Source organism: Gilvimarinus chinensis DSM 19667 (assembly GCF_000377745.1).
GTDB lineage: Bacteria > Pseudomonadota > Gammaproteobacteria > Pseudomonadales > Cellvibrionaceae > Gilvimarinus > Gilvimarinus chinensis.
Genome location: NZ_KB898707.1, coordinates 682,646 through 706,643 on the forward strand (window position 1 = coordinate 682,646; position 23,998 = coordinate 706,643).

Annotated in this window: 28 protein-coding genes; 22 read left to right on the forward strand and 6 right to left on the reverse strand. The window is 52.0% G+C overall.

The features are described from left to right. Positions 1 to 26: 26 nt before the first annotated feature. The 8 genes from udk to D568_RS0109060 all read left to right on the forward strand — a co-directional run bounded on the left by udk (position 27) and on the right by D568_RS0109060 (position 7,907). On the forward strand, positions 27 to 650 hold the full coding sequence (gene udk, locus D568_RS0109025) for a uridine kinase (RefSeq protein WP_020209271.1): 624 nt from the start codon (positions 27 to 29) through the stop codon (positions 648 to 650). Next, positions 650 to 1,858, forward strand: a complete 1,209-nt coding sequence (locus D568_RS0109030; protein ID WP_020209272.1) for a NupC/NupG family nucleoside CNT transporter — start codon at positions 650 to 652, stop codon at positions 1,856 to 1,858. Before udk ends, D568_RS0109030 begins: the two co-directional genes overlap by 1 nt. A 103-nt stretch (positions 1,859 to 1,961) precedes the next feature. Then, a complete protein-coding gene (locus D568_RS19805; RefSeq protein WP_020209273.1) occupies positions 1,962 to 3,536 on the forward strand; it encodes an FG-GAP-like repeat-containing protein in 1,575 nt (524 codons plus the stop codon). A gap of 104 nt (positions 3,537 to 3,640) precedes the next feature. After that, on the forward strand, positions 3,641 to 4,153 hold the full coding sequence (locus D568_RS0109040) for a GbsR/MarR family transcriptional regulator (protein ID WP_020209274.1): 513 nt from the start codon (positions 3,641 to 3,643) through the stop codon (positions 4,151 to 4,153). A gap of 21 nt (positions 4,154 to 4,174) precedes the next feature. Continuing rightward, complete coding sequence (locus D568_RS0109045; RefSeq protein ID WP_020209275.1) at positions 4,175 to 5,518, forward strand: cytochrome ubiquinol oxidase subunit I; 1,344 nt, start codon at positions 4,175 to 4,177, stop codon at positions 5,516 to 5,518. Continuing rightward, positions 5,515 to 6,522 carry a cytochrome d ubiquinol oxidase subunit II gene (locus tag D568_RS0109050; protein ID WP_020209276.1) on the forward strand — a complete coding sequence of 336 codons (1,008 nt, stop codon included), beginning with the start codon at positions 5,515 to 5,517 and terminating at the stop codon, positions 6,520 to 6,522. Before D568_RS0109045 ends, D568_RS0109050 begins: the two co-directional genes overlap by 4 nt. Positions 6,523 to 6,602: 80 nt before the next feature. Beyond that, positions 6,603 to 7,256: a class I SAM-dependent methyltransferase gene (locus tag D568_RS0109055; protein WP_020209277.1), complete on the forward strand. Its 654-nt coding sequence runs from the start codon at positions 6,603 to 6,605 to the stop codon at positions 7,254 to 7,256. A gap of 192 nt (positions 7,257 to 7,448) precedes the next feature. Then, positions 7,449 to 7,907: a DUF2383 domain-containing protein gene (locus D568_RS0109060; RefSeq protein ID WP_020209278.1), complete on the forward strand. Its 459-nt coding sequence runs from the start codon at positions 7,449 to 7,451 to the stop codon at positions 7,905 to 7,907. On the opposite strand, the gene sppA is transcribed toward D568_RS0109060, so the two are convergent. From sppA to arsC, 4 genes are read right to left on the reverse strand one after another with little or no spacing between them, the layout of a single operon-like run. Next, positions 7,904 to 9,730 (reverse strand): signal peptide peptidase SppA, encoded by a 1,827-nt coding sequence (gene sppA / locus D568_RS19810; protein ID WP_020209279.1) that lies wholly within the window; start codon positions 9,728 to 9,730, stop codon positions 7,904 to 7,906. The two genes, D568_RS0109060 and sppA, sit on opposite strands and share 4 nt — an antisense overlap. Positions 9,731 to 9,740: 10 nt before the next feature. Next, a complete protein-coding gene (locus D568_RS19815) occupies positions 9,741 to 10,157 on the reverse strand; it encodes a DUF2069 domain-containing protein (protein ID WP_020209280.1) in 417 nt (138 codons plus the stop codon). Beyond that, on the reverse strand, positions 10,154 to 10,789 hold the full coding sequence (wrbA, locus tag D568_RS0109075; protein WP_051084035.1) for an NAD(P)H:quinone oxidoreductase: 636 nt from the start codon (positions 10,787 to 10,789) through the stop codon (positions 10,154 to 10,156). The genes D568_RS19815 and wrbA overlap by 4 nt, the downstream gene beginning before the upstream one ends. Next, entirely contained in the window at positions 10,747 to 11,088 is a 342-nt protein-coding gene (arsC, locus tag D568_RS0109080) for an arsenate reductase (glutaredoxin) (protein WP_020209282.1), read from the reverse strand. Before arsC ends, wrbA begins: the two co-directional genes overlap by 43 nt. Positions 11,089 to 11,251: 163 nt before the next feature. Between arsC and D568_RS0109085 the strand changes: the two genes are divergently transcribed. Both D568_RS0109085 and D568_RS0109090 read left to right on the forward strand, forming a co-directional pair. Then, positions 11,252 to 11,617 carry a response regulator gene (locus tag D568_RS0109085; RefSeq protein ID WP_020209283.1) on the forward strand — a complete coding sequence of 122 codons (366 nt, stop codon included), beginning with the start codon at positions 11,252 to 11,254 and terminating at the stop codon, positions 11,615 to 11,617. Between the two features lie 8 nt (positions 11,618 to 11,625). Continuing rightward, on the forward strand, positions 11,626 to 12,882 hold the full coding sequence (locus tag D568_RS0109090) for a valine--pyruvate transaminase (protein WP_020209284.1): 1,257 nt from the start codon (positions 11,626 to 11,628) through the stop codon (positions 12,880 to 12,882). A 45-nt stretch (positions 12,883 to 12,927) separates the two neighbouring features. Here D568_RS0109090 and D568_RS0109095 read toward each other — a convergent pair whose 3' ends face one another. Beyond that, positions 12,928 to 13,275 (reverse strand): hypothetical protein, encoded by a 348-nt coding sequence (locus D568_RS0109095; RefSeq protein ID WP_020209285.1) that lies wholly within the window; start codon positions 13,273 to 13,275, stop codon positions 12,928 to 12,930. A gap of 31 nt (positions 13,276 to 13,306) precedes the next feature. Next, positions 13,307 to 14,599, reverse strand: coding sequence for a flavohemoglobin expression-modulating QEGLA motif protein (locus tag D568_RS0109100; protein ID WP_020209286.1), 1,293 nt, complete (start codon positions 14,597 to 14,599; stop codon positions 13,307 to 13,309). A 137-nt stretch (positions 14,600 to 14,736) separates the two neighbouring features. Here D568_RS0109100 and D568_RS0109105 point away from each other — a divergent pair, with 137 nt between their 5' ends. From D568_RS0109105 to tolB, 12 genes are all read left to right on the forward strand, one after another. Beyond that, entirely contained in the window at positions 14,737 to 15,048 is a 312-nt protein-coding gene (locus tag D568_RS0109105) for a Rieske (2Fe-2S) protein (protein ID WP_020209287.1), read from the forward strand. 128 nt (positions 15,049 to 15,176) lie between these two features. Further along, positions 15,177 to 15,449, forward strand: a complete 273-nt coding sequence (locus tag D568_RS0109110) for an FmdB family zinc ribbon protein (RefSeq protein WP_020209288.1) — start codon at positions 15,177 to 15,179, stop codon at positions 15,447 to 15,449. A gap of 25 nt (positions 15,450 to 15,474) precedes the next feature. Further along, the gene (gene aspS, locus D568_RS0109115; protein WP_020209289.1) at positions 15,475 to 17,259 is read left to right on the forward strand and encodes an aspartate--tRNA ligase; all 1,785 of its coding nucleotides are present in this window, start codon (positions 15,475 to 15,477) and stop codon (positions 17,257 to 17,259) included. A gap of 87 nt (positions 17,260 to 17,346) precedes the next feature. Beyond that, complete coding sequence (locus D568_RS0109120) at positions 17,347 to 18,087, forward strand: YebC/PmpR family DNA-binding transcriptional regulator (protein ID WP_020209290.1); 741 nt, start codon at positions 17,347 to 17,349, stop codon at positions 18,085 to 18,087. A 20-nt stretch (positions 18,088 to 18,107) separates the two neighbouring features. Beyond that, positions 18,108 to 18,626, forward strand: coding sequence for a crossover junction endodeoxyribonuclease RuvC (gene ruvC, locus D568_RS0109125; RefSeq protein ID WP_026286937.1), 519 nt, complete (start codon positions 18,108 to 18,110; stop codon positions 18,624 to 18,626). Positions 18,627 to 18,659: 33 nt separating this feature from the next. Next, complete coding sequence (gene ruvA, locus D568_RS0109130; RefSeq protein ID WP_020209292.1) at positions 18,660 to 19,262, forward strand: Holliday junction branch migration protein RuvA; 603 nt, start codon at positions 18,660 to 18,662, stop codon at positions 19,260 to 19,262. An 8-nt stretch (positions 19,263 to 19,270) separates the two neighbouring features. Further along, a complete protein-coding gene (ruvB, locus tag D568_RS0109135) occupies positions 19,271 to 20,293 on the forward strand; it encodes a Holliday junction branch migration DNA helicase RuvB (RefSeq protein WP_020209293.1) in 1,023 nt (340 codons plus the stop codon). Next, positions 20,290 to 20,712, forward strand: coding sequence for a tol-pal system-associated acyl-CoA thioesterase (gene ybgC / locus D568_RS0109140; protein ID WP_020209294.1), 423 nt, complete (start codon positions 20,290 to 20,292; stop codon positions 20,710 to 20,712). The genes ruvB and ybgC overlap by 4 nt, the downstream gene beginning before the upstream one ends. Before the next feature lie 6 nt (positions 20,713 to 20,718). Continuing rightward, entirely contained in the window at positions 20,719 to 21,420 is a 702-nt protein-coding gene (tolQ, locus tag D568_RS0109145; RefSeq protein ID WP_020209295.1) for a protein TolQ, read from the forward strand. 24 nt (positions 21,421 to 21,444) lie between these two features. After that, the gene (tolR, locus tag D568_RS0109150) at positions 21,445 to 21,873 is read left to right on the forward strand and encodes a protein TolR (protein WP_020209296.1); all 429 of its coding nucleotides are present in this window, start codon (positions 21,445 to 21,447) and stop codon (positions 21,871 to 21,873) included. A 14-nt stretch (positions 21,874 to 21,887) separates the two neighbouring features. Beyond that, on the forward strand, positions 21,888 to 22,700 hold the full coding sequence (tolA, locus tag D568_RS0109155) for a cell envelope integrity protein TolA (protein WP_020209297.1): 813 nt from the start codon (positions 21,888 to 21,890) through the stop codon (positions 22,698 to 22,700). A gap of 17 nt (positions 22,701 to 22,717) precedes the next feature. Continuing rightward, positions 22,718 to 23,983 carry a Tol-Pal system beta propeller repeat protein TolB gene (gene tolB, locus D568_RS0109160; RefSeq protein WP_020209298.1) on the forward strand — a complete coding sequence of 422 codons (1,266 nt, stop codon included), beginning with the start codon at positions 22,718 to 22,720 and terminating at the stop codon, positions 23,981 to 23,983. Positions 23,984 to 23,998: the final 15 nt, after the last annotated feature.

Consider the following 23,998-nt stretch of genomic DNA (forward strand, 5'->3'; position numbering starts at 1 on the left):
TTTAGTTTATGCAGTACACTGGCGAGATGACATTCTGGTTACTGACAATTGCCGGTGTATCTGCCAGCGGTAAAACAACGTTGAAAGAATACCTCGCTCACGAACTGCATCAGCATTTTGGGTTTCAGCCTACGTGCTTAGCAATGGATGGCTATTATTGTGATTTTTCAGCGTTACCACCCAGTGAGCTGAAGGAGGTGAATTATGACCATCCGGATAGTTTTGATTCCATCTCACTCGTTAATGATGTTCGCCGTTTAAAATCCGGAGAGCCCATTTATTCACGTGACTACAACTATGTACAGCATAAACCTGTTGAAGCTGCCACCCAAACGTATCCGGCGCCGATTATTATCCTTGAGGGGATCTTACCGCTGCATTTCTCTGAAATCCTAACGCTTAGTGATTTGACCGTCTATCTTGATACGCCCATAGACCGATGCTTTGAGCGACGCTTATGTCGGGATGTTCAAGAGCGAGGGCGAAGTATGGCATCCGTTAAGCGTCAATTCGAAACTCACGTATTGCCAATGTACAGTGACTATGTGCAGCCCCAGAAGCAGGTTGCCGACCAAGTGCTTGCAGACGGGGGGCAATGCCCGGTTCTGTTGGAGAACATTATTCAAAGGGTTGAACAATGCAGGGGTTGATGGCTGTAATTGGTATGCTGGTTCTGCTGGGTATTGGCGCCTGCCTTAGTGAAAACCTTCGTGCAGTCAAATGGCGTACAGTCGTGGTAGCGTTTTTACTGCAGTTAAGTTTAGGTGCGTTGGTACTTTACTCTACATGGGGGCGCACTGCACTTGGTCATGCCTCGGAGGCGATATACCGGGTCATTGAGTTTGGTCAAGCTGGTATCGCTTTTATGTTCGGAGACTTGGCGAGCAATAAGCTGGGATTTATTTTCGCCTTTAACGTTCTGCCTATCGTCATATTTTTTTCCTCATTTGTAGCGGTTCTTTACTATCTGGGTATTATGCAGTGGGTTATCCGAATTCTTGGTGGGGCTTTGCGGTGGTTATTGGGCACCAGCCGGGCGGAGTCGTTGTCAGCCACGGCGAATATTTTTGTTGGCCATACCGAAGCCCCGATGGTGGTTAAACCGTTTATTGCACACATGACACGCTCCGAGTTGTTCGCCATTATGGTTGGTGGCCTGGCGACTGTGGCAGGGTCTGTTTTGGCCGGTTATGTTGGCTTGGGGGTAGAGCTGAAGTACCTGCTTGCGGCGAGTTTTATGGCAGCGCCCGGTGGCTTTTTAATGGCGAAGTTAATGGTGCCGGAAACTGAAGTGCCGGTAGAAGATATTGAGGCCAGTGCTGCCAGTGAAACCCAATATACCAATGTGTTTGATGCGGCCGCTGTAGGCGCCACCAGCGGGCTTAAGCTTGCCGGTAATATTGGTGCCATGCTCATCGCGTTTATCAGTTTAATTGCGCTTTTAAATGGCCTATTTGGTTTGCTGGGCTCATGGGTGGGGTTCGACGCATTGAGCTTGCAGTGGTTGTTGGGGTTGCTGTTTCAACCGCTGGCATTTTTGCTGGGCATTCCCTGGGAAGAAAGCCGGGTGGCCGGGAGCTTAATTGGGCAGAAATTAGTACTAAACGAATTTGTTGCTTTTATTGATCTGGCGGCTCATCGTGAACCGCTATCGCCTGTATCTCAAGCCATCGTGTCTTTCGCTTTGTGTGGATTCGCAAATTTTGGCTCACTGGCAGTGCTTTTGGGAGGGTTTGCAACCCTTGCGCCCAAGCGTCGGGCTGATGTGGCCAGCATGGGCTTAAAAGCTGTGTTAGCGGGCTTCTTGGCTAATATGATGAGCGCGGCTATCGCCGGTTTGTTTTTTTCATTGTCCTAATTCATTGTCTTGGTTTATTGACGCCTGCAAAAGCGTGTCGTTATTGCCCTGGTCTTGGTAAAATTTGTGCCGCAAGGGAGATCAACGATGAATAAACACTAATATGATTAAAAATACCGGCCGTATAGTGCAGTGGAGCACAAGTATCTTCTGTTTCGTGAGTGTGTTGTGGGGGGGCTTGGTCTTTGCGCAGCAACCGGAAAATAAATCGCCCGAGGACATTGTCTCGTTAGCGCAGCAGTATTGCGGTGCATGCCATACCACGCCTTCTCCACAATTACTGCCCAAGGCCAGTTGGCCTGCTGTCATCGATTCTATGGCCGAGTTGTCGGAACGTCGCTTAGGTAAGCGGTTTATTCCGGACTCGGCGCTCCATCATATCAAGGCGCTCTATTACGGTAGTGCCCCCAAAGCGTTGCCGCTATTGCCTTATATCGACAAATTTCATTCCGATGTTCAATTCTCGATGCAGTCCTTATCGGCTCCTTCTCGAGTGCCGCAAATTCTATCCATTACCAAAGTGGGGCAGAGCAGTGAAGGCTTCGAGTTCTTGCTCGCCGATGGTGAAACCGGGCAGTTGAAAAAGCTCTGGGGTAAAGTCGGGGAGTTTGAAAAGTGGCAGGAACAGAGTATTGCTGAGATAGGCTTGCCGGTGGCGGTGGATACCCTTGATGCTAACGGTGATGGCCGTTTGGATTACATTGTGGCTGACTTGGGAGAGCTGGCCCCCAATGGTAACCCCACAGGCAAAGTGTTTGTGTTGCTTGATAACGGCAAGGGCGGTTTTGAGAAAAAACTTCTGGTAGAAAATCTTGGGCGTGTCAGTGATGTAAATGCGCTGGATCTGGACCAGGACGGCGATACCGATATAGCCATTGCCGTGTTTGGGGGGCAGGGCAAGGGCGAGATTTTGTGGCTGGAGCAAACGCCCACCGGCTATCAGAGCCACACATTACTGCACATGAGCGGCGCGCTCAGTATCGAAAACACGGATTTAAACAAAGACGGCATTGTCGACCTGGTGACCTTGGTGGCTCAGGAACATGAAACCCTGATTGCTTTTGTGGGTACCGGGGCTGGGCAGTTTGAACGCCGTGATCTGGTCAGTGCTGGCCACCCAATGTTTGGGGCGACCAGCTTGACCGTGGTTGATCTTGATCGCGACGGCGATGACGATTTGCTGTTCACCAATGGTGATGCCTTTGATACCCAAACCGACCCCAAGCCATACCACGGTATCCAGTGGCTGGAAAACCGGGGCAAGCTGCAGTTTGCTGCGCACGATATAGGGCGTTATTACGGTGCTGTAAACGCGAAAGCGGCCGACCTGGACGGCGATGGCGACCTGGATATCGTTGCCAGCAGTTGGGTTAACTACTGGGATGACCCTAAGCGCAACGCGCTAATTTGGTACGAAAATATCGGTGGGCAAAAGTTTAAGCCTTATCCCATAAGCCAAAGTTTGCGAGGCTTGGTGCCTTTAGTGGTGGAGGATTTCAGCGGCGATGGCAGGGTTGATATTTTAACTGGATCGTTCCGCATGGATTTACTGCACCAGGCCCTAAAACGCCAGGGTGACACCCTAAGCTTCGAGCTGAATCCTTCAGAAACTGCGCCGCGAAGCGAGCGCTTGATGATGTTTATTGTACAACCCAGTCCCTCTAAAAACTCACCTTAACCCGTCTGTTTACTTCCACCGCAGCGTCTAGTTGCGGTGCTTGCGCTTGCGTGCACACTGTTATTTTGTATAATTACTGAATTTTCAGAAATTAGTGAAAATTGATGTCGCCGCTGATTGAATCATTTGTGCGCCACTTTGGCGAAATGGGTAGCCGTTGGGGAATCAACCGTACGGTAGGGCAAATGTACGCTTATATTGTCCTATCCGACGAGCCGGTAAATGCGGATGAGCTGGCTTGCGAGCTACAAGTGTCACGTTCCAATGTCAGTATGGGGCTCAAGGAGCTTCAGAGCTGGAACCTGGTGCGCCTCATGCATGTGCCTGGCGACCGTAAAGATTACTTTACCGCCCCTGAAGACGTTTGGAAGATCGCCATGACTCTGATTAACGAAAGGCGAAAGAGAGAAATAGACCCGACGTTGACTGTTATGCGTGATTTGTTAATGGAAAACCCGCGGAGTAAAAGTGATCAGTACGCTCAGCAACGTATTGAGGATATGTATCAGCTGATCGAGATGCTCACGCAGTGGAGCCGTGAAATTCAAAAGCTCAGCCCTAAACAAATCTCCCGTATGTTGAAGCTGGGAGCTGGTGTCAGTAAGTTGCTCGGATAGAGCTCAACCCTAGAGGTAGCCATGCTGGATGTATTTATGCTGTCGCGAATACAGTTTGCGGCAAATATCACCTTCCATATTTTATTTCCCACTATCACAATTGCCCTGTGTTGGCTGCTACTGTTTTTCAAGTTGCGCTATAACCGCACGGGCGATGACGCCTGGCTGAAAGCCTATCGTTTCTGGGTAAAAATTTTCGCATTGAGCTTTGCTCTTGGGGTGGTGAGTGGTATCACCATGTCTTTTCAGTTTGGTACTAACTGGCCCGGGTACATGGAAACTGTGGGTAATATCGCGGGGCCTTTATTGGGCTACGAAGTGCTCACGGCTTTTTTTCTTGAAGCCACTTTTCTTGGCATTATGCTCTACGGCTCAAAACGGGTCTCAAACCGTGTGCACACTCTGGCTACGGCTTTGGTGGCGGTGGGGACCTCCATGTCGGCTTTTTGGATCTTATCTTTAAACAGTTGGATGCAGACCCCCGCCGGTTTTGAAATGCGTGACGGCGTTGCCTATCCCGTGGATTGGTGGGCGATTATTTTCAACCCCTCAATGCCATACAGAGTAGGGCACATGCTGCTTGCATCTGGGTTAACCGCGTCTTTTTTTGTCGCTGGTGTTTCTGCTTACCGACGGTTAAAAGGAGATCACTCCAGAGAAGTCACACTGAGTTTGAAAACCGCGGTGTATTTAGCCGCTTTGTTAATTCCTTTACAGATTTTTATGGGGGATATGCACGGGTTAAATACACTTGAGCATCAACCCGCAAAAATTGCGGCAATGGAGGGAGTATGGCATACGGAAAAAGGCGCACCATTGCAATTGTTCGCACTGCCCAACGAGAAGACGCAAACCAACGATTTTTCTATTGCTATTCCTCGCGGTGCGAGTTGGATACTAACGCACAGTGGCGATGGAGAAATACGCGGGCTAAACGAGTTTGCGGGTGAACACCCTCCTGTGGCACCCGTGTTCTGGGCTTTTCGTGTCATGGTGGGCATAGGGCTGCTTATGTTGTTAATGTCCTGGGTCAACAGCTGGCAATTGTGGCGTCGCGGCGAGCCTAGCAAGTTCTGGTTAACCGGGTTAGTGGCTATGACCTTTTCCGGCTGGGTGGCCACCGTTGCCGGTTGGTATGTAACAGAGATAGGTCGCCAGCCATTTATGGTTTATGGTGTAGTGAAAACCGCGGATCTGGTAACGACCACGCCTGCAGCGCACGTTTTGTTCACGGCCATCGCTTATGTGCTGGTGTACGTAGGGCTCATTATCGCTTTCTTGCACACGCTGTTTTATCTGGCCCGTAAAGCCGTGAAAAATGCTGTGAAAGATTTAGATCCAGAAATGACAGGAGGTAAAGCATGAGCGGTGGTGAAGCGTATTGGTTGCCCATCGTATTTATTTTCTTGATGGGGTTGTCGGTTCTAATCTATGGGGTCTTGGATGGCTTTGACCTGGGGGTAGGGATATTAATGCCCATGGGCCGCCCACAGTCGCGGGATATTATGTTTGCCTCTATTGGTCCATTCTGGGATGCCAATGAAACCTGGCTGGTGCTGGCCGTGGGTTTGTTGCTTATTGCTTTCCCCAGTGCTCATTCAGAGATATTGGGCACTTTATATTTACCCGCATTTTTCTTGCTGTTTGGCTTAATTTTACGTGGGGTAGCGTTTGATTTTCGCGCTAAAGCGCACGCTGATTATCAGCTTCGCTGGGACCGCTGTTTTAAAACGGGGTCGCTTATCGCGTCTCTTTCTCAGGGCTATATGCTGGGTATTTATGTTACTGGGTTCAGTGGCGGCGCTTTATCTTATGGCTTTGGTGTTCTCAGTGCTATCTGTGTGACGGCAGCTTATGCCTTTATCGGTGCGTGTTGGTTGGTGCGTAAAACAGAGGGGGAGTTGCAGGTTTGGGCCGCGAAAAGAGCGAGATTAACCGCGATTTTGATGATTATCGGCCTTGTCAGTGTCAGTGTGGTGAATCCGTTGATGAGTCCTGAAGTGTTCGATAAATGGTTCACGCTGCCACAGGCGTTATTGTTGCTTTTAATTCCCTTCATGTGCGCTGTGTTATTTGTTGTTCTTTTCATTTACTTACGCCATTTTCCTTATGCCAATGACTTTGGTTCGTGGGTGCCCTTTGCCTGCGCCATCGGGATTTTTGTGCTGTCATTTCAAGCGTTGGCGTACAGCTATTTCCCCTACGTAGTTCCTGGGCAATTGACCATTTGGGAAGCAGCCAGTGCGCCAGAGTCACTTATGTTTATATTGGTGGGGGCTCTGTTTGTGTTGCCTACCATTCTTACTTACACCTTTGTAGTGTATCGGGTGTTTGGTGGTAAAGCTCAAGCACTCAGCTACGGAGAATAATAACTGTCATAAAAATACCCTCAAGATTTACCGGGTGTCGTGATAGCATAGCGGCTTTGTCATACCTTGGGGCATGTGAGATGGCGGCTAAAAAATCGGAAACCGTAACCTACAAAATCGACGATAAGAATTTGCATGTGTTGCACGGTATTTATTTGCCCAAAGCGCAGCACAAAGAGATTCGCCGCTTTAAACGCTTGTACGAAGAGCCGTCATTACACGGTACAAAAGTCTGGCGTTCCAGTGCAGTGCTGATGGACTACTTACTGGAAAACCCGATTCGCAAGCGCGCTAAAGTGCTGGAGATTGGTTGCGGCTGGGGCGGTTTAAGCTGCTTTATGGCTAAAAAGTTTGAGGCGCGAGTTACCGCTGTAGATGCCGATGGCGCGTTAGCGCCTTATGTAGAGTTTGTGAAGTCTCTTAATCAAGTAAAGAAAGTTGAGTTTGTTACGAAGCGCTTTGAAAAAATAACCAAACAAGATCTACAGGGCGTGCACACCTTAATCGGCAGTGAAATCTGCTTTTGGGATGAAATGACAAAACCTTTGTTTAACCTTATTAAGCGTGCGCGCGATGCAGGGGTGAAGAATATTTTAATTGCTGACCCAGGTCGCACACCTTTTTTGAACTTGGTGGATAAGTGCGATGCTAAGTTTGAAGGGGAAATGCTAGGCCACACAATTAAGAAGCCCTGGAAGACTGAAAAGTATATCCTCAAGGTCTCTGGCCGCTAGCTCCGTCGAATGCCTTACATCTTTGGTCTAAAACGTCATATTTCATTGTAGTTTTTACAAATTAGGGCGCTCCTGAAGGCTCTATTCCCCCTTTTTTAATCGGCTTTAGGCATTTTGTGCCTATTTATCGAGTTTTCAGCCCATGGCAAGACAATTGCAATGCTCTGAGTATACGAATGCTCAGGAGGCAATATGTTTGTCACTCACGAAAAAATAGCGGTTGAGTTTTTACTTGATGATCTCAATGATCTGGTTCGAAGCCACTGCGATCTTATAGCGACCTATGAAGATGCGCAGAAGCATGTGCGCTCAACTCAGTTGAAATCGCTGCTGGACCAGCTTAGATTGGATCATCGAGTCAATATTAAGCTGTTGGGCCAATTGGTGGCGGATCATGGCGGTCAGTTAAATGATTCTCCTGACGTGGGACAAATGCAGCAAAAGCTGCGCGTGGTGTTCGGCAGCCTGTTGAGTGATGGCGCGGTAATTAGAGCGGTGCATAACGCAGAGGCTAAGTTGCTTCAAGAATACACGCGGTCTATCAACAATCTTACGTATATTCCAGGCCTTGAGGCGGTGTTAGAGAGCAATCGACTGGCTACACAGAGACGCCAGAGTCGATTGCAGATCGCTATCAGCTTAGATGATTAATGGCTCTGGCATTCAATACAGTAGGTCATTACGTCACCGGGACCGCCCAGCGGTATATCGGGTAATGATCTGCTGATATAGCCCCAGCGAGTTAATGCTTGGCTAACTCCGGTGGGCAGCGGGATACTGACTCCATCGAGGTGCTGTAGAAATTCCTCCATGGGTGTCAGTGGTGCGCTGATGGTTTTTACCTCCCACTTATCCAGCCTTGCAGCACTTGCGGCCGCGTGCAGCGTATCGTGTAAGGTTCCGAGCTTGTCGACTAAGCCAAGCTCCAGCGCGCTTGTGCCGCTCCAGACTCTTCCCTGGCCTATTTCATCCACGGTTTTAATGTCTAAGTTTCGCGCTTCTGCCACGGTGGATATAAAACGCTGATAAATACTGTCCACCGATAACTGCATCAAGCGTGCGGTCTCTTCCGTCATTGATCGGGTGGGGTTCAGCGCATCGGCCAGTGGTGTGGTGCCTACGCCATCGGTGTATATGCCTAGCTTGGCCAGTGAGTCTTCAAACGTGGGAACCAGACTGAAGGCACCGATGGATCCGGTAATGGTGGTGGGCAAAGCCCAGATTTGCTCTGCTGCGCTAGCCATCCAGTAACCACCTGAGGCCGCTACACTACCCATACTAATGTAAACGGGTATTCCCGAGTCCCGGATAGAGGCAATTTCGGCTCGAATAATCTCTGAAGCAAAAGCGCTGCCCCCAGGGCTGTCGATTCGAATCACCAAGGCTTTAAGGCTTGTATCCTGCCGAACCTGACTTAGAAGTTGAACCATGGTATCACTACCTACCGTACCCGGTGGTTGTTCACCATCGTAAATGGGGCCCACAGCATTAATCAGAGCAACGTATGACTTTCCCGGTAAGGGCATTTGCCTATGGTGTTTTAAATACCGATACCAGTCCACAGATTTATACGTGTCGTGGTCTTTGTCATAACCCACTAATTCAGTGAGCTCGGCCCGCATTTGCTGGCGACTAAGGACTTTGTCAGTCAGGCCGTGCTTCAGTGCGAGGTGTGATGTATCGCCACCGACAGAGGCCAAGGCCTGATCGCTGTTGCTGATCAGCTGGTCAACTGTGCCCGGTTCCAGTTGTCGTAAGGCTTCGACCCGGGTGGTGTATTCGTCCCACAGCTGATGAATCCAGACACGGTTATGTTCGCGCGAAGCCTCGGACATATCGGTGCGAGTATAAGGTTCAATAGCGTCTTTGAATTTACCGGCACGGAAAATATGAAAGTTCAAGCCCAGTTTTTCTATGGCTTCTTGGTAATACAGTCGGTAACTACCATAGCCTGTTAACAGCACAAAGCCCATGTCGTGCAAGTATATGGTGTCGGCGTGGCTGGCGAGGTAGTAGCGATCTTGGGTGTAGTGGTCTGCCATTGCGATCACGGGTTTACCGCTTTGCTTAAAGCGCTCAAGAGATTGCGCAACTTCGTACAGCTTGCTGATGCCTCCGCCGTTGAGGTAATTGAGATTAAGCAGCAGGTGGCTTACTCGGTTGTCATCACGGGCAAGGTCAATGCTGCGCACCAGGTCGCGCACGAGCGTTTCACTGTGAAGACTGTTCTCACCCCCGAGCGCCGACAGGGCATCCAGTGCCTGGCGTTCATCCACTAATGCGCCCATGGGCGTTAACTCAAGGGCAAAAGTGTTTGGGAGTTCATCGCTTTGGCGCTGGCTGAGTGCCGCCACAACAACCACCACAATGAGTAAAAACAACAGGTTGGTAATGACTCGGCGGGTCCAGGTAATAGCGTTCCAAAGTAGTGAAAATAGACGACTGATGGGGTTTCTGGGTTTAGACTCGCTCACTGAACGTCCTTTATTTAATTTGAGGTGCGTGATGGCTTTGCTGTTGGGCAAGTTGAGAGTGCTGACGCCAGCGGCTGGTCATCATTGCAGCGCAGAATAAAATAACGGTTAAGCTGACACCGATATAGTCAATAATATTTGCACCCGGCGCCATGGCGGTTACGACAAAACCGCAAAAGTAAAACAGGGTGAGGAAGCACAGCCAGCTGTATGTACGAAAATGCCCACGCATACAGCCTGGAATAAACAGCGCCAAGGGAAGCGTTTGAATAGCCCAGCGAGCCCAGCTGCCACTGGGCTCTACATAGTTTATCCAGCTAAATAAAACGCAAAGGCCCACTAAACACATAAGGCTGACGGCTCGGCCGCGCAGGTAGCTTTGGGTGAGCGGTGTGATGTCGGCGGCGGTATAGGCGGGTGTTTTCACTCGTCCCCCTTAAGTTTCAGGGCCAGGCTGGCAATACGTTTGCCTTGGGCGTGACACAAAGCCTGTTCGGTGCTGTCCAGGCTGGCGTTCTCTCCATGATGGCTTGCCCCATAGGGGGTGCCGCCTGTAGTCGTGGTATTCAGCTCTTTCTCACTGTAAGGAATGCCGCTGATGATCATGCCTTGATGTAAAAGAGGCAGCATCATGCTGAGTAATGTGCTCTCTTGCCCACCATGAAGGCTGGCCGTTGAGGTAAACACGCCGGCTGGTTTGTTAATTAACTCCCCATTCAGCCATAGGTCGCTGGCCGAATCGATAAAATATTTAAGGGGCGCTGCCATGTTGCCAAAGCGGGTGGGGCTGCCCATGAGTAAGCCGGCGCAATGGCGCAAGTCATCTTTGCTGCAATAGACGGCGCCTTCATCGGGAATCTCGGGTAGACCAGCTTTGTTGTCAGGCGATACCGGCGGTACGGTGCGTAACCTTGCCTCAACTCCAGTCGACTCAATACCGCGTGCCAAGGCCTCGGCGAGCGCTCGGGTCGAGCCCGTGCGGCTGTAGTAAAGCACTAAAACATAGGGGGAATGATTCACAGTAGCTCCAGTACATTTTCCGGTGGTCGACCCAGACATGCGCGTGCGCCCTTAACGACAATGGGGCGTTCAATCAACTTGGGGTGCTGCACCATAGCATCGATCAGTTCGCCTTCGCTCAGCTCCGGGCGCTTTAAATCCAGTGTTTTGTACTCTTCTTCACCTCGGCGTAATAGCTCGCGCGCGGTCAGTTTCAGTTTTGTTAGCAAATCTTGAAGTTCCGAAGCTTTGGGCGGGGTCTCCAGGTAACGTATGATTTCTGGCTCGATTCCTCTTTCTTGCAGTAACGCTAATGTTTGGCGGGATTTAGAACACCGAGGGTTGTGATAAATACGCATAAATTGCTCCGGTAAAACAGGTCGTCGAGGATTATAGCCGTTTGCCGTGCGTCGGCGCATCCCGACTTGGGGTGTCGCCTATAGCGCCATCGGCGAAAACCGTTTAAGGTTGGTGGTTCAGTTATGCCCATCATTCGAACTAAGTGTGGATACAAAGCCGTTTATGAGCACACCGCTGTTAATTTGTGATGACTCGAAAATGGCGCGCAATCAAGTAGCGCGCTCTTTACCGGACTCTTTAGATGCGGACATCAGTTTCGCTTCCAATGGGATTGAGGCGCTGCAGGCCATTCGTAATGGGCTAGGTGAAATCGTGTTTCTGGATTTGACCATGCCGGAAATGGACGGTTATCAGGTGCTGGAGGCCATCGCCGAAGAACAGCTCAAAAGCGTCGTGATTGTTATTTCCGGCGATATTCAACCCACAGCCCGCGAGCGGGTTACCAGCCTTGGGGCATTGGACTTTATTAAAAAGCCCGTTAACGCCGACGCCCTGCAGGACACTCTGCGTAAGTTCGGCTTAATCTAAACCATCCTATGCGTTTATCTCAGTTCGGTGAAACCCTGAGCGCCGACTCCAGTATTGTCTCCTTGATGGACGATTTGGGTAGCGCACTGCGCGATAACCCGGATATGCTGTTTCTCGGTGGTGGCAATCCGGCACGCATACCGGCCGTTGAAGCGGCGTTAAGCGGTGCCCTAAAAGACGCACTGGCGGACCCGGAAAAAGCCTGGCAGATGTTGGGGGTTTACCAGTCGCCCGCTGGTGATACGCAATTACGCCAAGAGTTGGCCGACTGTCTCAGGCGTCGTTACCAGTGGCCCATCAGCGCAGAGAATATTGCCCTTGCCAACGGCAGCCAGTCGGCATTTTTCGTGTTGTTTAACCTGTTTGCCGGCAAAATGACCGATGGCAGTGCCCGCCATATACAGCTGCCTTTAGTGCCCGAGTACTTGGGGTATTCTGAGTTGGGCCTGGGTAGCGACTTTTATCGGGCCAGTCGCCCCGATATTGAATTGATTGGCGAGCACAGCTTTAAGTACCACGTGGATTTCTCTCGCTTTGCAATCGACGCGGACAGTGCAGCGCTTTGTGTTTCTCGCCCAACCAATCCAACCGGTAATGTGATTGCCGATGCCGAATTGGCGGGCCTGGATGAGCGCGCCAAGGCGGCCGGGGTGCCTTTAATTATTGACGGGGCGTATGGCTTGCCGTTTCCCGGAATTGTCTTTACCGAGGCGTGCGCCCACTGGAACGAGAATACGGTGCTGGTACTGAGTTTATCCAAGCTGGGCCTGCCCGGTGTTCGTACCGCTATCGTGATTGCCGATGAGCCTATTATTCGCGCTTTCGCCCAAGCCAATACCGTGTTGAGCCTGGCGGCGGGCAATGTGGGGCCAGCCATTACTCGCGAGTTGCTGGCCAGCGAGCAGCTGTTGCAAATGGGACGTGAAAAAGTGGCACCGTTTTACCGCGAGCGCTGTGAGCAAACCGTCACCTTGCTGCGCGCAGCACTGCAGGGTTTACCCTATCGAATACATCAGCCTGAAGGGGCTATTTTTCTCTGGTTGTGGTTTGAAGGTTTACCGGTTCCCAGTGATGAGCTGTATAAGCGTTTGAAAGCGCGCGGCGTGCTGATTATTGCAGGAGAGCACTTCTTTCCCGGCTTGCAAGAGCCCTGGGCCCATCAATACGAATGCGTGCGTATCAGTTATGCCCAGCCCGCTCATGTGGTTGAGCAAGCCGCGCTGATTCTGGCTGAGGAAGTCGCACGGGCGTATCACTCTGGCTGAGTATTGCGAGTACAGTCGTTTCACAGGTCTCAGGGCGCATCTCGCTCAGCGCAGGCGGTACCAAGGCCTGGCGCTGTGGTGAATCAGCGCCAGGTGTTCGGTTTTTACCGCTTCGCTGTCAAAGAAAAAGTAATCTTCGTTGAGTGTGCGGTTTAACCACTTTCTGACAGGGGTGACCTTGGTGACTTTTAACGTCGGCACGCCAAGCTTGTGCTGCGCGTTGTAGTGGTGGTTCCAGTGCACCAGCACATGATGCTGCGCCAGCTTAACGGCTTCGGCCTCGTCTGTTGCCTCTACGCGTCGAGCGGTCAAAAACCCGATAATGGGGGTCTCCGCGTAGTTATCAAAGAAAATGCCGGTTCCGCACAGAACAACATCGTAGTAGCGAGACATAATGCCGAAAAGGGCCTCGTTAATTGAGCGATTACTGGGGGGTGAGAAGACGCGCAAAGTGCTTACGCACCCGCACATTATCAAGGCCGGCAATACTACTGGAAAAGCCAAACCAAACATACAGGCCATTCAGGTTTTTAAACATCGGCGGCAAATATTCTGGCCCGGCGATATGACCTTCACAGAAATGTTCGTACAGCACGGGAATATCCTCAAGCGTTACCTTACCGAGGTACAGCATGGGAATCATTTCGGGCATGCCTGCGGCGATGGCGCTACGTATAAAACTCACATTCTCCACAAAGCCTCTAACGTAACTGATGTCTTTGGTGAAGGCGGCGCCCCCGGTGACCGGGGCGCCGCGAAAAACCCGTTGTGTGACCTTGTAGCTATCTTGCGGGCTGTCGCCACGATCGCGAAAATAGCGGAACACTTCGACAAAATCGGCACCGCTTTCGGCCATATCCACCGCCACGACCCGGTCGCTGACTTTTTGCGCTCGGCGGGGAAACGAACTGAACGTCAGGGTTTCCATTAACACCGCCATGCCTTCCTGGATGGCGGTAATGCGCGGTGAGCCGACGCTCAGCCACGTAGCCCAGGGTTGCGCGCGGCCGTTTAGGGTGGTGCCGATATGCACCCAGCCCTCATGGACTTCGAGCACGTTTAAATCCTGCATGGTGAAAGTGGCGCGACTATTGATTTTAATGCAGTCGCCACCGGCGGCGGCGTCAGAGACGATGTCGTCAGACAGTTCTACTCGCATCTTATCTGGCCCGAAATATTCATCCATACGCGTGGCGAGATAGTCGACCGCGAACTCCGCACTGTAGTTGCGCCCGCCGGGTGGGGTCAGGTGTTCGGCCGCTGGCCAAGAGAATATTTGGCACAAGTCCCGGCCCACCTCCAGCAGGGTTTTGTTGTCACCGGCTATGGTGTTGGACGGAGAACCGTAAAGTGCGCGACTGTAATGACCAAACTCAGCCGTACCCCGGCAGCCCAGCATTGCCAATACTTGCCGGTATTGGCCGGCGGTATTGCGCATGATTTTGCCGAGCGCATCTTGTGCGCCCAGCTCGCGGATGATGTCGATTTCCAGTGTGGCAAAAGCGTCGCTTAAATTGTGCCGGTCAAAGGACAGGGGCATATGCTCGTAATAATCCCGGCCAATGTTTGGCAGGGCTGCGCCATCGCGTGCTAAAAAAGCGTCTTGCACCTCGGCTGGCCACTTTATGGCATCGAGAATACGAATTGGCTTTTGCAGTGCGACAAGACGATCTGAAAGGGTTTTGACGCGCTGTAAATAGGCTTGAGAATCAGGCATGCAGGGTTCGACCAAGGTTAACTTTCGTGACCACGTCAGTGTAGTCGCCGGTGTTCAAGGCGGATAGTAGCGGGGCGACGATTTATGCGTTATTTGCGGCACTTTTCACGTCCGCACAGATACGGCATAGTAAGCCCATGACCTATATTGCCTTAGCGTATCTGCACGAGCTTTACGACGGTTACCGTCAGCCGATTCGGCTGGCGGGGCAGGAGCTACTGTTGCTGCAGGAAGAGGGGCGTTTACTGTTGCTGAGCAACCGTTGCCCCCATCGCCAAGCACCGCTGACCCAGGCGTATATCGCAAACGGTGTGTTGCGTTGTTCTCAGCACGGCATAGAGTTTTCTCTGCGCACAGGCCGGCCTGTCAATGACACCGGTTGCGCGCCGTTGCAGTTTCTTCCCTTGATTTACGAGGCCAACACCGTGGGTGTTGAGATGTCTCCTTAGCCGCTGTGTTAGCGCCAGCAATGGCGCGGTTTCGAAGCGCTTCACACTCAGGTATAATTGCGCCCTTTTTGGCGGCCAGGGCAGCCTGGACGCGTTGTTTGTTGGTAGGTTTGAAGTGGAGAGAAGCTATGCCTATCTATGAATACCGTTGCGAGGCCTGTGGCCACGAGATGGAAGCATTGCAAAAAATGAGCGATGCAGCCTTAACCGACTGCCCCAAGTGCCAGCAGGCCGAATTGGTCAAAAAGATCTCCGCGGTCGGCTTCCGCTTAAAAGGCGGCGGCTGGTACGAGACCGACTTTAAGTCGGGCAAGCAGAAAAATCTTGCCGGCGGTAGTGATCAGAAAAAGCCCGCTTCAGGCGGCAAAAGCGAGTCGGCACCGGCCGCCTCAGCCAGTTAACGAATAACCAGACGGGAATATACCTATGCGCAGTGATTACTGTGGCGCCTTGAATGCCTCTTACATCGACCGTGAAGTGACCTTATGCGGCTGGGTCGATCGTCGCCGCGACCACGGCGGGGTGATTTTTATCGATTTGCGTGACCGCGCCGGCATCGTGCAGGTGGTGTTCGACCCGGATGCCAAAGAGAAGTTTGAGCTGGCCGATAAGGTGCGCGGCGAGTATGTGCTGCAAGTGACCGGTAAAGTTCGCGCCCGCGATGCGGCCACCGTGAATTCGAATATGGCTACCGGTGAAATCGAGGTGTACGGCACAGATCTGGAAATCCTCAACGAAGCCGAGACCATTCCGTTTCCGCTGTCCGAGCACTCCAGCGTCGGTGAAGATGTGCGCCTGAAGTACCGCTACATTGATTTACGCCGTGGTGAGATGCAAAAAAGCCTGCAGTTTCGCTCTAAGGTGACCATTGCGATTCGCAACTACCTGGACGAAAACGGCTTTCTGGACATCGAAACCCCAATTTTAACCCGCGCAACCCCAGAGGGTGCCCGCGATTATCTGGTGCCTTCGCGTACTCACGAGAACAAGTTCTTTGCCCTGCCGCAGTCGCCTCAGCTGTTTAAACAGCTATTGATGGTGTCTGGCTTCGACCGTTACTACCAAATCGCCAAGTGCTTCCGTGATGAAGACTTGCGCGCTGACCGTCAGCCCGAGTTTACCCAGATCGATATTGAAACCTCGTTTATGGACGAGGAAGGCATTATGGGTATCACCGAAGGCATGATTAAACAGTTGTTTAACGACTTGCTGAGTATCGATTTGGGCGAATTCCCGCGTATGGACTACGCCACTGCCATGGAAAAATACGGTTCCGACAAGCCGGATTTACGGATTCCTCTGGAACTGGTGGATGTGAAAGACTTGATGGGCGAAGTGGAGTTTAAAGTTTTCTCAGGCCCCGCCAAAGATCCTAAAGGCCGTGTTACCGCGCTGAAAGTGCCTGGCGGCAACGACAAGCTGACTCGCAAGCAAATCGACGACTACACCAAGTTTGTCAGCATCTATGGCGCGAAAGGTCTAGCCTACATTAAGGTAAATGACGTCAATGACGTGGAAGAAGGCTTGCAGTCACCGATTGTTAAGTTTTTGCCCAACGATGTTCGCAAGGCTATTTTGCAGCGTCTTGACGCGCAAAACGGCGATTTGATTTTCTTCGGCGCGGATAAAGCCACCATTGTGAGTGAAGCTTTGGGCGCACTGCGCTGCAAATTGGGTGAAGACCTGGATTTGTACACCTGTGAGTGGGCGCCATTGTGGGTAGTCGACTTCCCGATGTTTGAAGAGAACGACGACGGCTCCATGCAGGCATTACACCACCCGTTCACCGCACCATCGTGCAGCCCGGAGGACCTGAAAGCAAACCCGGCGACCGCGCTGTCCCGCGCCTACGACATGGTGTTGAACGGTACTGAGTTGGGCGGCGGTTCTGTGCGTATTCACGATCAGAACATGCAGCAGGCGGTGTTTGATATTCTGGGTATCAGCAGTGAAGAGCAGCGCGAAAAGTTCGGCTTCTTGCTGGATGCATTGAAGTACGGCGCGCCGCCGCACGGTGGCCTGGCGTTTGGTTTGGACCGTTTGATTATGTTGATGACTGGTGCCAGCTCTATTCGCGATGTGATCGCCTTCCCGAAAACTCAGAGCGCGGCCTGTGTAATGACCGACGCGCCCGGGGCGGTGGATGCCGCGCAACTGCGCGAGCTGCACATTCGCCTGCGTCAGAAAGAGCAAAAAGAAAAGTCTGAATAACCGTAATTGCGGTTAAACGGCCGGGCTTGCCCGGCCGTTTTTGTATCTGAAAGTCGTATAACCCAGTAACAAAAAGCGGAGTCGATTATGGCTGGCCACAGTAAATGGGCAAACATTAAACACCGCAAAGCCGCGCAGGATGCCAAACGCGGTAAGGTTTTTAGCAAGATTATTCGCGAACTGACGGTAGCCGCCAGAGGTGGTGAAAACCCCGATGACAACCCGCGCCTGCGCGCCGCCATGGATAAGGCGCTGGGCGCGAACATGAAAAAAGACACTATAGACAAAGCCGTAGCCCGAGGCGCGGGCAATGCCGACGGTGAAAACTACGAAGAGTGTACCTACGAGGGTTACGGCGTGGGTGGGGTGGCGGTCTTGGTGGAATGCATGACCGACAATAAAAATCGCACCGTCGCCGAAGTGCGTCACGCTTTTAGCAAGCGCGGCGGTAATCTGGGAACAGACGGTTCCGTGGCTTATCTGTTTTCTAAAATCGGGCAGTTGGTTTTTAATCCCGATGTCGATGAAGATGACCTTCTAGAAGCCGCACTGGAGGCAGGCGCCGAAGAGCTTATCACCCATAGTGATGGCAGCAAAGAAATCGAAACGGCGTTTGAAGATTACTTTGAGGTGAAAGGCGCAATGGTCGCGGCGGGCTTTGCACCCGAGGCTTCGCAAATTACTATGAAGCCTGCCACCACCGTCGAGCTGGATAAAGACGGCGCGGAAAAAGTTATCGCCTTGGTGGATATGCTGGAGGACCTGGATGATGTGCAAAGTGTGTACACCAACGCCGACATTCCCGACGATGTTCTGGCTCAGCTTTAGCCTCAAACAGGTTTAAAAATATGGCAATAGTTATGGGGGTGGACCCGGGATCGCGTAAAACCGGTTTTGGTTTGGTCAATGTGGTGGGCGGGCGTTGTGAGTATGTCACCAGTGGCGTTATCCGCATTCCCGATATTGCGTTTCCCGAGCGCTTAAAACTGATTTTCGACAGTGTGACCCAGTTGATAGAGCAACATTGCCCTCAGGAGTTTGCCATCGAGCAAGTGTTTATGGCGAAAAGCGCGGGCTCAGCCCTTAAGCTTGGGCAGGCGAGGGGAGCGGCGATTGTGGCTGCGGTGAATCAGAATTTACCCGTCGCCGAGTACGAAGCGCGTAAGGTTAAGCAGGCCATTACCGGTACCGGCGGTGCCGACAAGTTGCAAGTTCAGCACATGGTTAAAACCTTGTTAAAGTTGCCCGCCAGTCCTCAGGAGGACGCGGCCGATGCGCTGGCCATTGCGTTATGTCATGTAAACTCGCAACAACATTTGCTAAAGCTCGCCCGCGCGCGCAGCTTTCGCCGCGGACGTATGGTATAAAGAGTCACAGCTTTGAGAAGAAATAAATAATTTATGATTGGACGATTAAGCGGCACATTGCTGGAAAAACAAGCGCCTTATCTACTGTTGGATGTGGCGGGCGTTGGGTATGAATTGCAAGCGCCGATGACCACTTTTTATCAGCTGCCGGAAACCAATCAAACGGCCACGCTTTACACTCATCTTGCGGTCAGTGAAACCGCCCATCAGTTGTTTGGCTTTGCTAAGCGCTCAGACCGAGATTTGTTTCGCACCTTAATTAAAGTTAACGGTGTTGGGCCAAAAATGGCGGTGGCCATTTTATCGGGAATGGACGCTGATGATATCGCCCGCTGCGTGCACGAAGACAATGTCGCTGCACTGGTCAAAGTGCCGGGCGTTGGCAAGAAAACCGCTGAGCGCCTGGTGATTGAACTGCGCGATAAAATTGCCCCATCATCCGCGCCTCATGATTTGCTGAACCCGAGTGCAGAACCAGCTGCCAGTGGCGCCGAAGAGGAAGCCGAAAGTGCTCTCATCGCGCTGGGCTATAAACCGGCAGAGGCGAGTCGGATGGTTAACGCTGCGCTTAAAACCAATCCTGCCGCCACCGCGCAAGAGCTGATTCGTCAGGCGTTGCGTAAAATTGCGGGTTAATCGTTACCATGATTGAAACTGATCGCTTAATTGCTCCGGAAACCAAAGGCCCAGAAGAGCAGCTTGACCGTGCTATTCGGCCGAAAACATTGGCCGAGTATGTGGGCCAACCGGTGGTGCGCGAACAGATGGAAATTTTTATCCAGGCGGCACGCGGGCGAGGTGAGTCGTTGGACCACACCTTGGTGTTCGGCCCGCCCGGGCTGGGTAAAACCACCCTCGCCAATATAATTGCCCAGGAGATGGGTGTGGCGTTGAAAAGTACCTCAGGCCCAGTGTTGGAAAAGGCCGGCGACTTGGCGGCCTTGATGACTAACCTAGAGCCCGGCGATGTACTGTTTATTGACGAGATTCATCGTTTAAGCCCGGTGGTGGAAGAAATTTTGTATCCGGCGATGGAAGATTTTCAGCTGGATATTGTCATCGGCGAAGGCCCCGCAGCCCGCTCTATTAAACTCGATTTGCCACCGTTTACTCTGGTGGGCGCTACCACCAGGGCTGGCCTGCTAACGTCGCCGCTGCGCGATCGCTTTGGCATTGTTCAGCGCCTGGAGTTTTACAACATAGCCGATCTTACCCATATCGTTAGCCGTTCGGCGTCATTGCTGGGCGTGCCCATGGATGAGGCCGGGGCCGCAGAGGTCGCAAAGCGCTCTCGTGGCACTCCTCGTATCGCAAACCGTTTGTTACGCCGGGTGCGCGACTTTGCGCAAATAAAGGCCAATGGTGAGGTGAGCGAGGCGGTGGCCGACCAGGCGTTGAATATGCTGAATGTAGACGTGCGTGGTTTTGATCACATGGACAGGCGTTTGCTGGTGGCCATGATGGATAACTTTACCGGCGGCCCGGTGGGCATTGATTCACTTGCCGCGGCAATAGGTGAAGAACGTGGCACCATTGAAGATGTTATCGAACCCTACCTGATTCAGCAGGGCTTTATCGCCCGCACTCCTCGAGGACGCGTGTTGACTCCCTTGGCTTACGAACATTTCGGTGCTCCGGTGCCCGATCGCTTTAAGGATGGTTTGTGAGCCACAGCGTGTTCTCTTTGCCGGTGCGAGTTTATATCGAAGATACTGATGCCGGTGGTATTGTCTATTACGTCAATTACCTCAAGTTTATGGAGCGTTCGCGCACAGAATTTTTGCGCCAATACGGTTATGATAAGCCGGCGATATTGGACGGTGGTCAGTTACTGGTGGTGCACCGCGCCGAAGTAGATTACAAGCGCTCCGCCAGGCTGGATGACTTGCTACAGGTAACCACCGAGATAGAATCTCTGGCGCGCACCAATGTATTGTTTCGCCAGAATATTTTTCGCGGGAACGAATTGCTTTGTGCGGGTCTAATCCGCATTGCCTGTGTGTCGCCCGCAACCATGAAACCCTGCGCCATGCCGCTTACCATGCGTGAGAAGCTGGCCGAGACTATTGAAACGGACAAGAGTTAAGTCTTTATGCCAAACGAACATTCGCTTTCTATCTGGAGTCTGATTGCCAACGCCAGTTTACTGGTACAGCTTGTCATGGCGCTGCTTTTTCTGGCGTCGGTCGTTTCCTGGGTGATGATTATTCAGCGCGGCATGTACCAGCGCAACGCTAGAGCAAAGTATCTGGCGTTTGAAAAGCAGTTTTGGTCAGGTATTGACCTCAACCAGCTGTACCGTCAAAGCAATGGCAAAACAGGTAAAGATGCGGTCGACGGCGTCGAGAATATTTTTCGCGCGGGGTTTAAAGAGTTTATGCGTTTGCGCTCGCAAAGCAGTGCAGACTCGGATGCAGTAATGGAAGGCTGTCAGCGCGCTATGCGTGTTGCGCTGGCGCGAGAAGAAGAGAAACTCGAGGCGAACTTGCCGTTCTTGGCGAGTGTGGCGTCGGTAAGCCCCTATATAGGCTTGTTTGGCACCGTATGGGGGATCATGAACTCCTTCCGTGGTCTGGCGAACGTGCATCAGGCGACTCTGGCTACCGTCGCACCCGGTATCTCCGAGGCCCTGGTCGCCACGGCAATGGGGCTGTTTGCGGCGATTCCTGCCGTACTCGCCTACAACCGATTTTCGGCGCGAGCCGAGGCTATGGAAAATCATTATCAAACCTTTGCCGAAGAGTTTTCTGCGATTTTACACCGTCAGGTGCACAGTAAGCAGGTGTCTTCGTAAATTTCCCGTTGCAATAGGTGATGTATGGCAGCCTTTGGCCCCAAACAAAAGAAAAAGCCCATGGCAGAAATCAACGTCGTGCCGTATATCGACGTGATGTTGGTGTTGCTGGTGGTGTTTATGGTAACCGCACCAATGCTGATGCAAGGGGTAAAAGTGGATTTGCCCGAAGCGCCATCGGCGCCCATTGATAATGAAGAAGACGAGCCTTTGATTGTCTCGGTGGATAAATCCGGTCAGTACTATATCGAGTTAGGCGGTGAACCAAAGCAAGCCAAACCGCTTGCGCAGATTACCGAAATGGTCGGCAAGGTATTAGGGGAAAAGCCCAGTACGCCTGTGTTGGTGTGGGGCGATACCGATGTGAACTACGGCGTGGTAGTAGGCTTAATGACCCAGTTGCAAAACGCTGGTGCGCCTTCTGTTGGCCTGGTTACTGATCCGCCGCAGTAGGTGATGCTGTCTCTATGAATTGGCGCAGTAGTTACACCCTTCCTATCGTTATCAGTGTCGGTATGCACCTGGCGCTGATAGCGGTTATTACACTCGGTTGGGAGACAACCGCCGAGGTCAAGCCACGGGTTTTTAAACCCAAATTTGTCGAGGCAAAGTTGGTTGAGTTAAAGGCTCAGTCCAAAAAAGAAACGGCGCCCGCGCAAAATAAGGTTATCGATTTAACTAAGAAACGGGAACTGGAGCGCCAGCAGGCCGAGGCTGAGCGCAAGGCTCGAGAGCAGGCAACGCGTAAGCGCCAACAAGAACAGGAGCGAAAGCAAAAAGCCGAGGCCGAACGCAAACGTAAGCAAAAAGAAGAATCTGAACGCAAGCGCCAACAGGAGCTGGAGGCAAAACGGCGCGCCGAAGAAGCTGCACAGAAAAAGGCCGAGCAAGAGCGCCGCGAGCGTTTAGAAAAGCAGCGTCTTGAAGAGCAAAAACGCAAGGCCGAGGCGGAGGCACGTCAGCAAGCGGAAATCGCGGCGGCGCAAACGCAAAGCTACGTCAATATGATTGCCGCACGTGTCGAACAAAACTGGAGTCGACCGCCTTCGGCGCGCCGTGGCATGCGCGCGATACTCCTGATACAGTTGGTGCCCACTGGTCAGGTGGTCAATGTGACCGTGATCGAGAGCAGCGGCAACGCCGCCTTCGACCGCTCAGCAGAGCAGGCTGTGCGCCGGGTTGATCGCTTTACTGAATTACAAAAAATGCCACCCAAACTTTTTGAAGAAAACTTCCGCCAGTTGCGGTTGGAATTTAAGCCTGAGGATCTACGCTTGTGAGAATTTTCGTCGCTTTAATGTTGTCGTTGTGCGCCTTGACCGCCAGGGCTCAGCTGACCATTGAAATCACCCAGGGGGTAGATAACCCCACCCGGATTGCCGTTGTGCCTATGGGGTGGAGCGGTTCGTCTCCGTTACCCGAAGATGTTTCGTCGATCATCTCTGCGAACCTGGAGCGCAGTGGCCAATTTGATTCTGTGCCTCGCACCAGTATGCTTTCTTTCCCCAGCAAAGAGTCGGATGTGTTTTATCGGGACTGGCGTGTCATGGGGACTGAATTCTTGTTGGTGGGTAACATTGAAGAGCGTGGTGGCCGTTATTACGCCACTTACAGCTTGTTTGATGTTCTGGGGCAACGCAAAGTGATCAGTAATGGCAAGGTCGACGGTGGTGCAGGGCAGTTACGTGATGTCGCGCATCATATCTCGGATAAAGTCTATGAAAAAATCACGGGGATTCGCGGCGCTTTTTCCACGCAAATTTTGTATGTCGAGGCCTTTCAAGGCACTAACCAGCCTGACAACTTTCGTTTGATGTTGGCCGATGCTGACGGTGCACGGCCACGTATGCTGTTGGAGTCTAATGAGCCGTTACTGTCTCCTGCATGGTCTCCTGATGGCCGTCAAGTGGCTTATGTTTCTTTTGAGACCTCACGTCCGGCCATCTTCTTACAGAGTTTGGCTACTGGCCAGCGAGAGCAGTTAACGAACTTTACCGGCCTCAACGGTGCCCCTGCATTCTCTCCTGATGGCAATAAGCTGGCGATGGTACTTTCGAAAGACGGCAACCCAGAAATATACACCTTGGATTTACGCACCCGTCAATTCACTCGAGTGACCAATCATTACGCCATTGACACCGAACCCAGCTGGACCGCAGACGGAAAAGGGGTGGTATTTACCTCAAATCGCGGAGGAAAACCACAAATTTATCAGGTGACTCTTGCCAGCGGCAGGGTAGAACGCTTAACCTTTGACGGCGAGTACAATGCTCGCGGGCGAGTTTCGCTGGATGGCAACACTTTGGTAATGGTTCATCAGCGCAATGGGGTATTCCACATTGCGGCACAAGATCTCACTACCGGGACTTTGCGTATCCTGACAGAGACAAATTTAGACGAATCGCCTACTATAGCGCCCAATGGTGCTATGTTGCTCTACGCGACACGCTTTGGGGGAAAAGGTATCTTGGCCGCTGTGTCACTGGATGCGGGTACCAAGTATCGATTGCCATCCAAGCAGGGTGATGTTCGAGAACCCTCTTGGTCGCCATTTTTTAACTAAATTGCAGTGAGCTCA

What these genes read in the sequence shown, in the direction of transcription:
- tolA (WP_020209297.1), top strand. Translation starts at nt 21,888, where the DNA reads ATGAATTGGCGCAGTAGTTACACCCTTCCTATCGTTATCAGTGTCGGT.
- D568_RS0109090 (WP_020209284.1), top strand. Translation starts at nt 11,626, where the DNA reads ATGCGTTTATCTCAGTTCGGTGAAACCCTGAGCGCCGACTCCAGTATT.
- D568_RS0109055 (WP_020209277.1), top strand. Translation starts at nt 6,603, where the DNA reads ATGGCGGCTAAAAAATCGGAAACCGTAACCTACAAAATCGACGATAAG.
- D568_RS0109060 (WP_020209278.1), top strand. Translation starts at nt 7,449, where the DNA reads ATGTTTGTCACTCACGAAAAAATAGCGGTTGAGTTTTTACTTGATGAT.
- D568_RS0109105 (WP_020209287.1), top strand. Translation starts at nt 14,737, where the DNA reads ATGACCTATATTGCCTTAGCGTATCTGCACGAGCTTTACGACGGTTAC.
- D568_RS0109045 (WP_020209275.1), top strand. Translation starts at nt 4,175, where the DNA reads ATGCTGGATGTATTTATGCTGTCGCGAATACAGTTTGCGGCAAATATC.
- tolB (WP_020209298.1), top strand. Translation starts at nt 22,718, where the DNA reads ATGTTGTCGTTGTGCGCCTTGACCGCCAGGGCTCAGCTGACCATTGAA.
- D568_RS0109040 (WP_020209274.1), top strand. Translation starts at nt 3,641, where the DNA reads ATGTCGCCGCTGATTGAATCATTTGTGCGCCACTTTGGCGAAATGGGT.
- D568_RS0109050 (WP_020209276.1), top strand. Translation starts at nt 5,515, where the DNA reads ATGAGCGGTGGTGAAGCGTATTGGTTGCCCATCGTATTTATTTTCTTG.
- tolR (WP_020209296.1), top strand. Translation starts at nt 21,445, where the DNA reads ATGGCAGCCTTTGGCCCCAAACAAAAGAAAAAGCCCATGGCAGAAATC.
- udk (WP_020209271.1), top strand. Translation starts at nt 27, where the DNA reads ATGACATTCTGGTTACTGACAATTGCCGGTGTATCTGCCAGCGGTAAA.
- D568_RS0109100 (WP_020209286.1), bottom strand. Translation starts at nt 14,599, where the DNA reads ATGCCTGATTCTCAAGCCTATTTACAGCGCGTCAAAACCCTTTCAGAT.
- ruvB (WP_020209293.1), top strand. Translation starts at nt 19,271, where the DNA reads ATGATTGAAACTGATCGCTTAATTGCTCCGGAAACCAAAGGCCCAGAA.
- ruvA (WP_020209292.1), top strand. Translation starts at nt 18,660, where the DNA reads ATGATTGGACGATTAAGCGGCACATTGCTGGAAAAACAAGCGCCTTAT.
- tolQ (WP_020209295.1), top strand. Translation starts at nt 20,719, where the DNA reads ATGCCAAACGAACATTCGCTTTCTATCTGGAGTCTGATTGCCAACGCC.
- D568_RS0109030 (WP_020209272.1), top strand. Translation starts at nt 650, where the DNA reads ATGGCTGTAATTGGTATGCTGGTTCTGCTGGGTATTGGCGCCTGCCTT.
- ruvC (WP_026286937.1), top strand. Translation starts at nt 18,108, where the DNA reads ATGGCAATAGTTATGGGGGTGGACCCGGGATCGCGTAAAACCGGTTTT.
- D568_RS0109110 (WP_020209288.1), top strand. Translation starts at nt 15,177, where the DNA reads ATGCCTATCTATGAATACCGTTGCGAGGCCTGTGGCCACGAGATGGAA.
- aspS (WP_020209289.1), top strand. Translation starts at nt 15,475, where the DNA reads ATGCGCAGTGATTACTGTGGCGCCTTGAATGCCTCTTACATCGACCGT.
- D568_RS19805 (WP_020209273.1), top strand. Translation starts at nt 1,962, where the DNA reads ATGATTAAAAATACCGGCCGTATAGTGCAGTGGAGCACAAGTATCTTC.
- D568_RS0109120 (WP_020209290.1), top strand. Translation starts at nt 17,347, where the DNA reads ATGGCTGGCCACAGTAAATGGGCAAACATTAAACACCGCAAAGCCGCG.
- wrbA (WP_051084035.1), bottom strand. Translation starts at nt 10,789, where the DNA reads ATGTCTGGGTCGACCACCGGAAAATGTACTGGAGCTACTGTGAATCAT.
- D568_RS0109085 (WP_020209283.1), top strand. Translation starts at nt 11,252, where the DNA reads ATGAGCACACCGCTGTTAATTTGTGATGACTCGAAAATGGCGCGCAAT.
- D568_RS0109095 (WP_020209285.1), bottom strand. Translation starts at nt 13,275, where the DNA reads ATGTCTCGCTACTACGATGTTGTTCTGTGCGGAACCGGCATTTTCTTT.
- arsC (WP_020209282.1), bottom strand. Translation starts at nt 11,088, where the DNA reads ATGCGTATTTATCACAACCCTCGGTGTTCTAAATCCCGCCAAACATTA.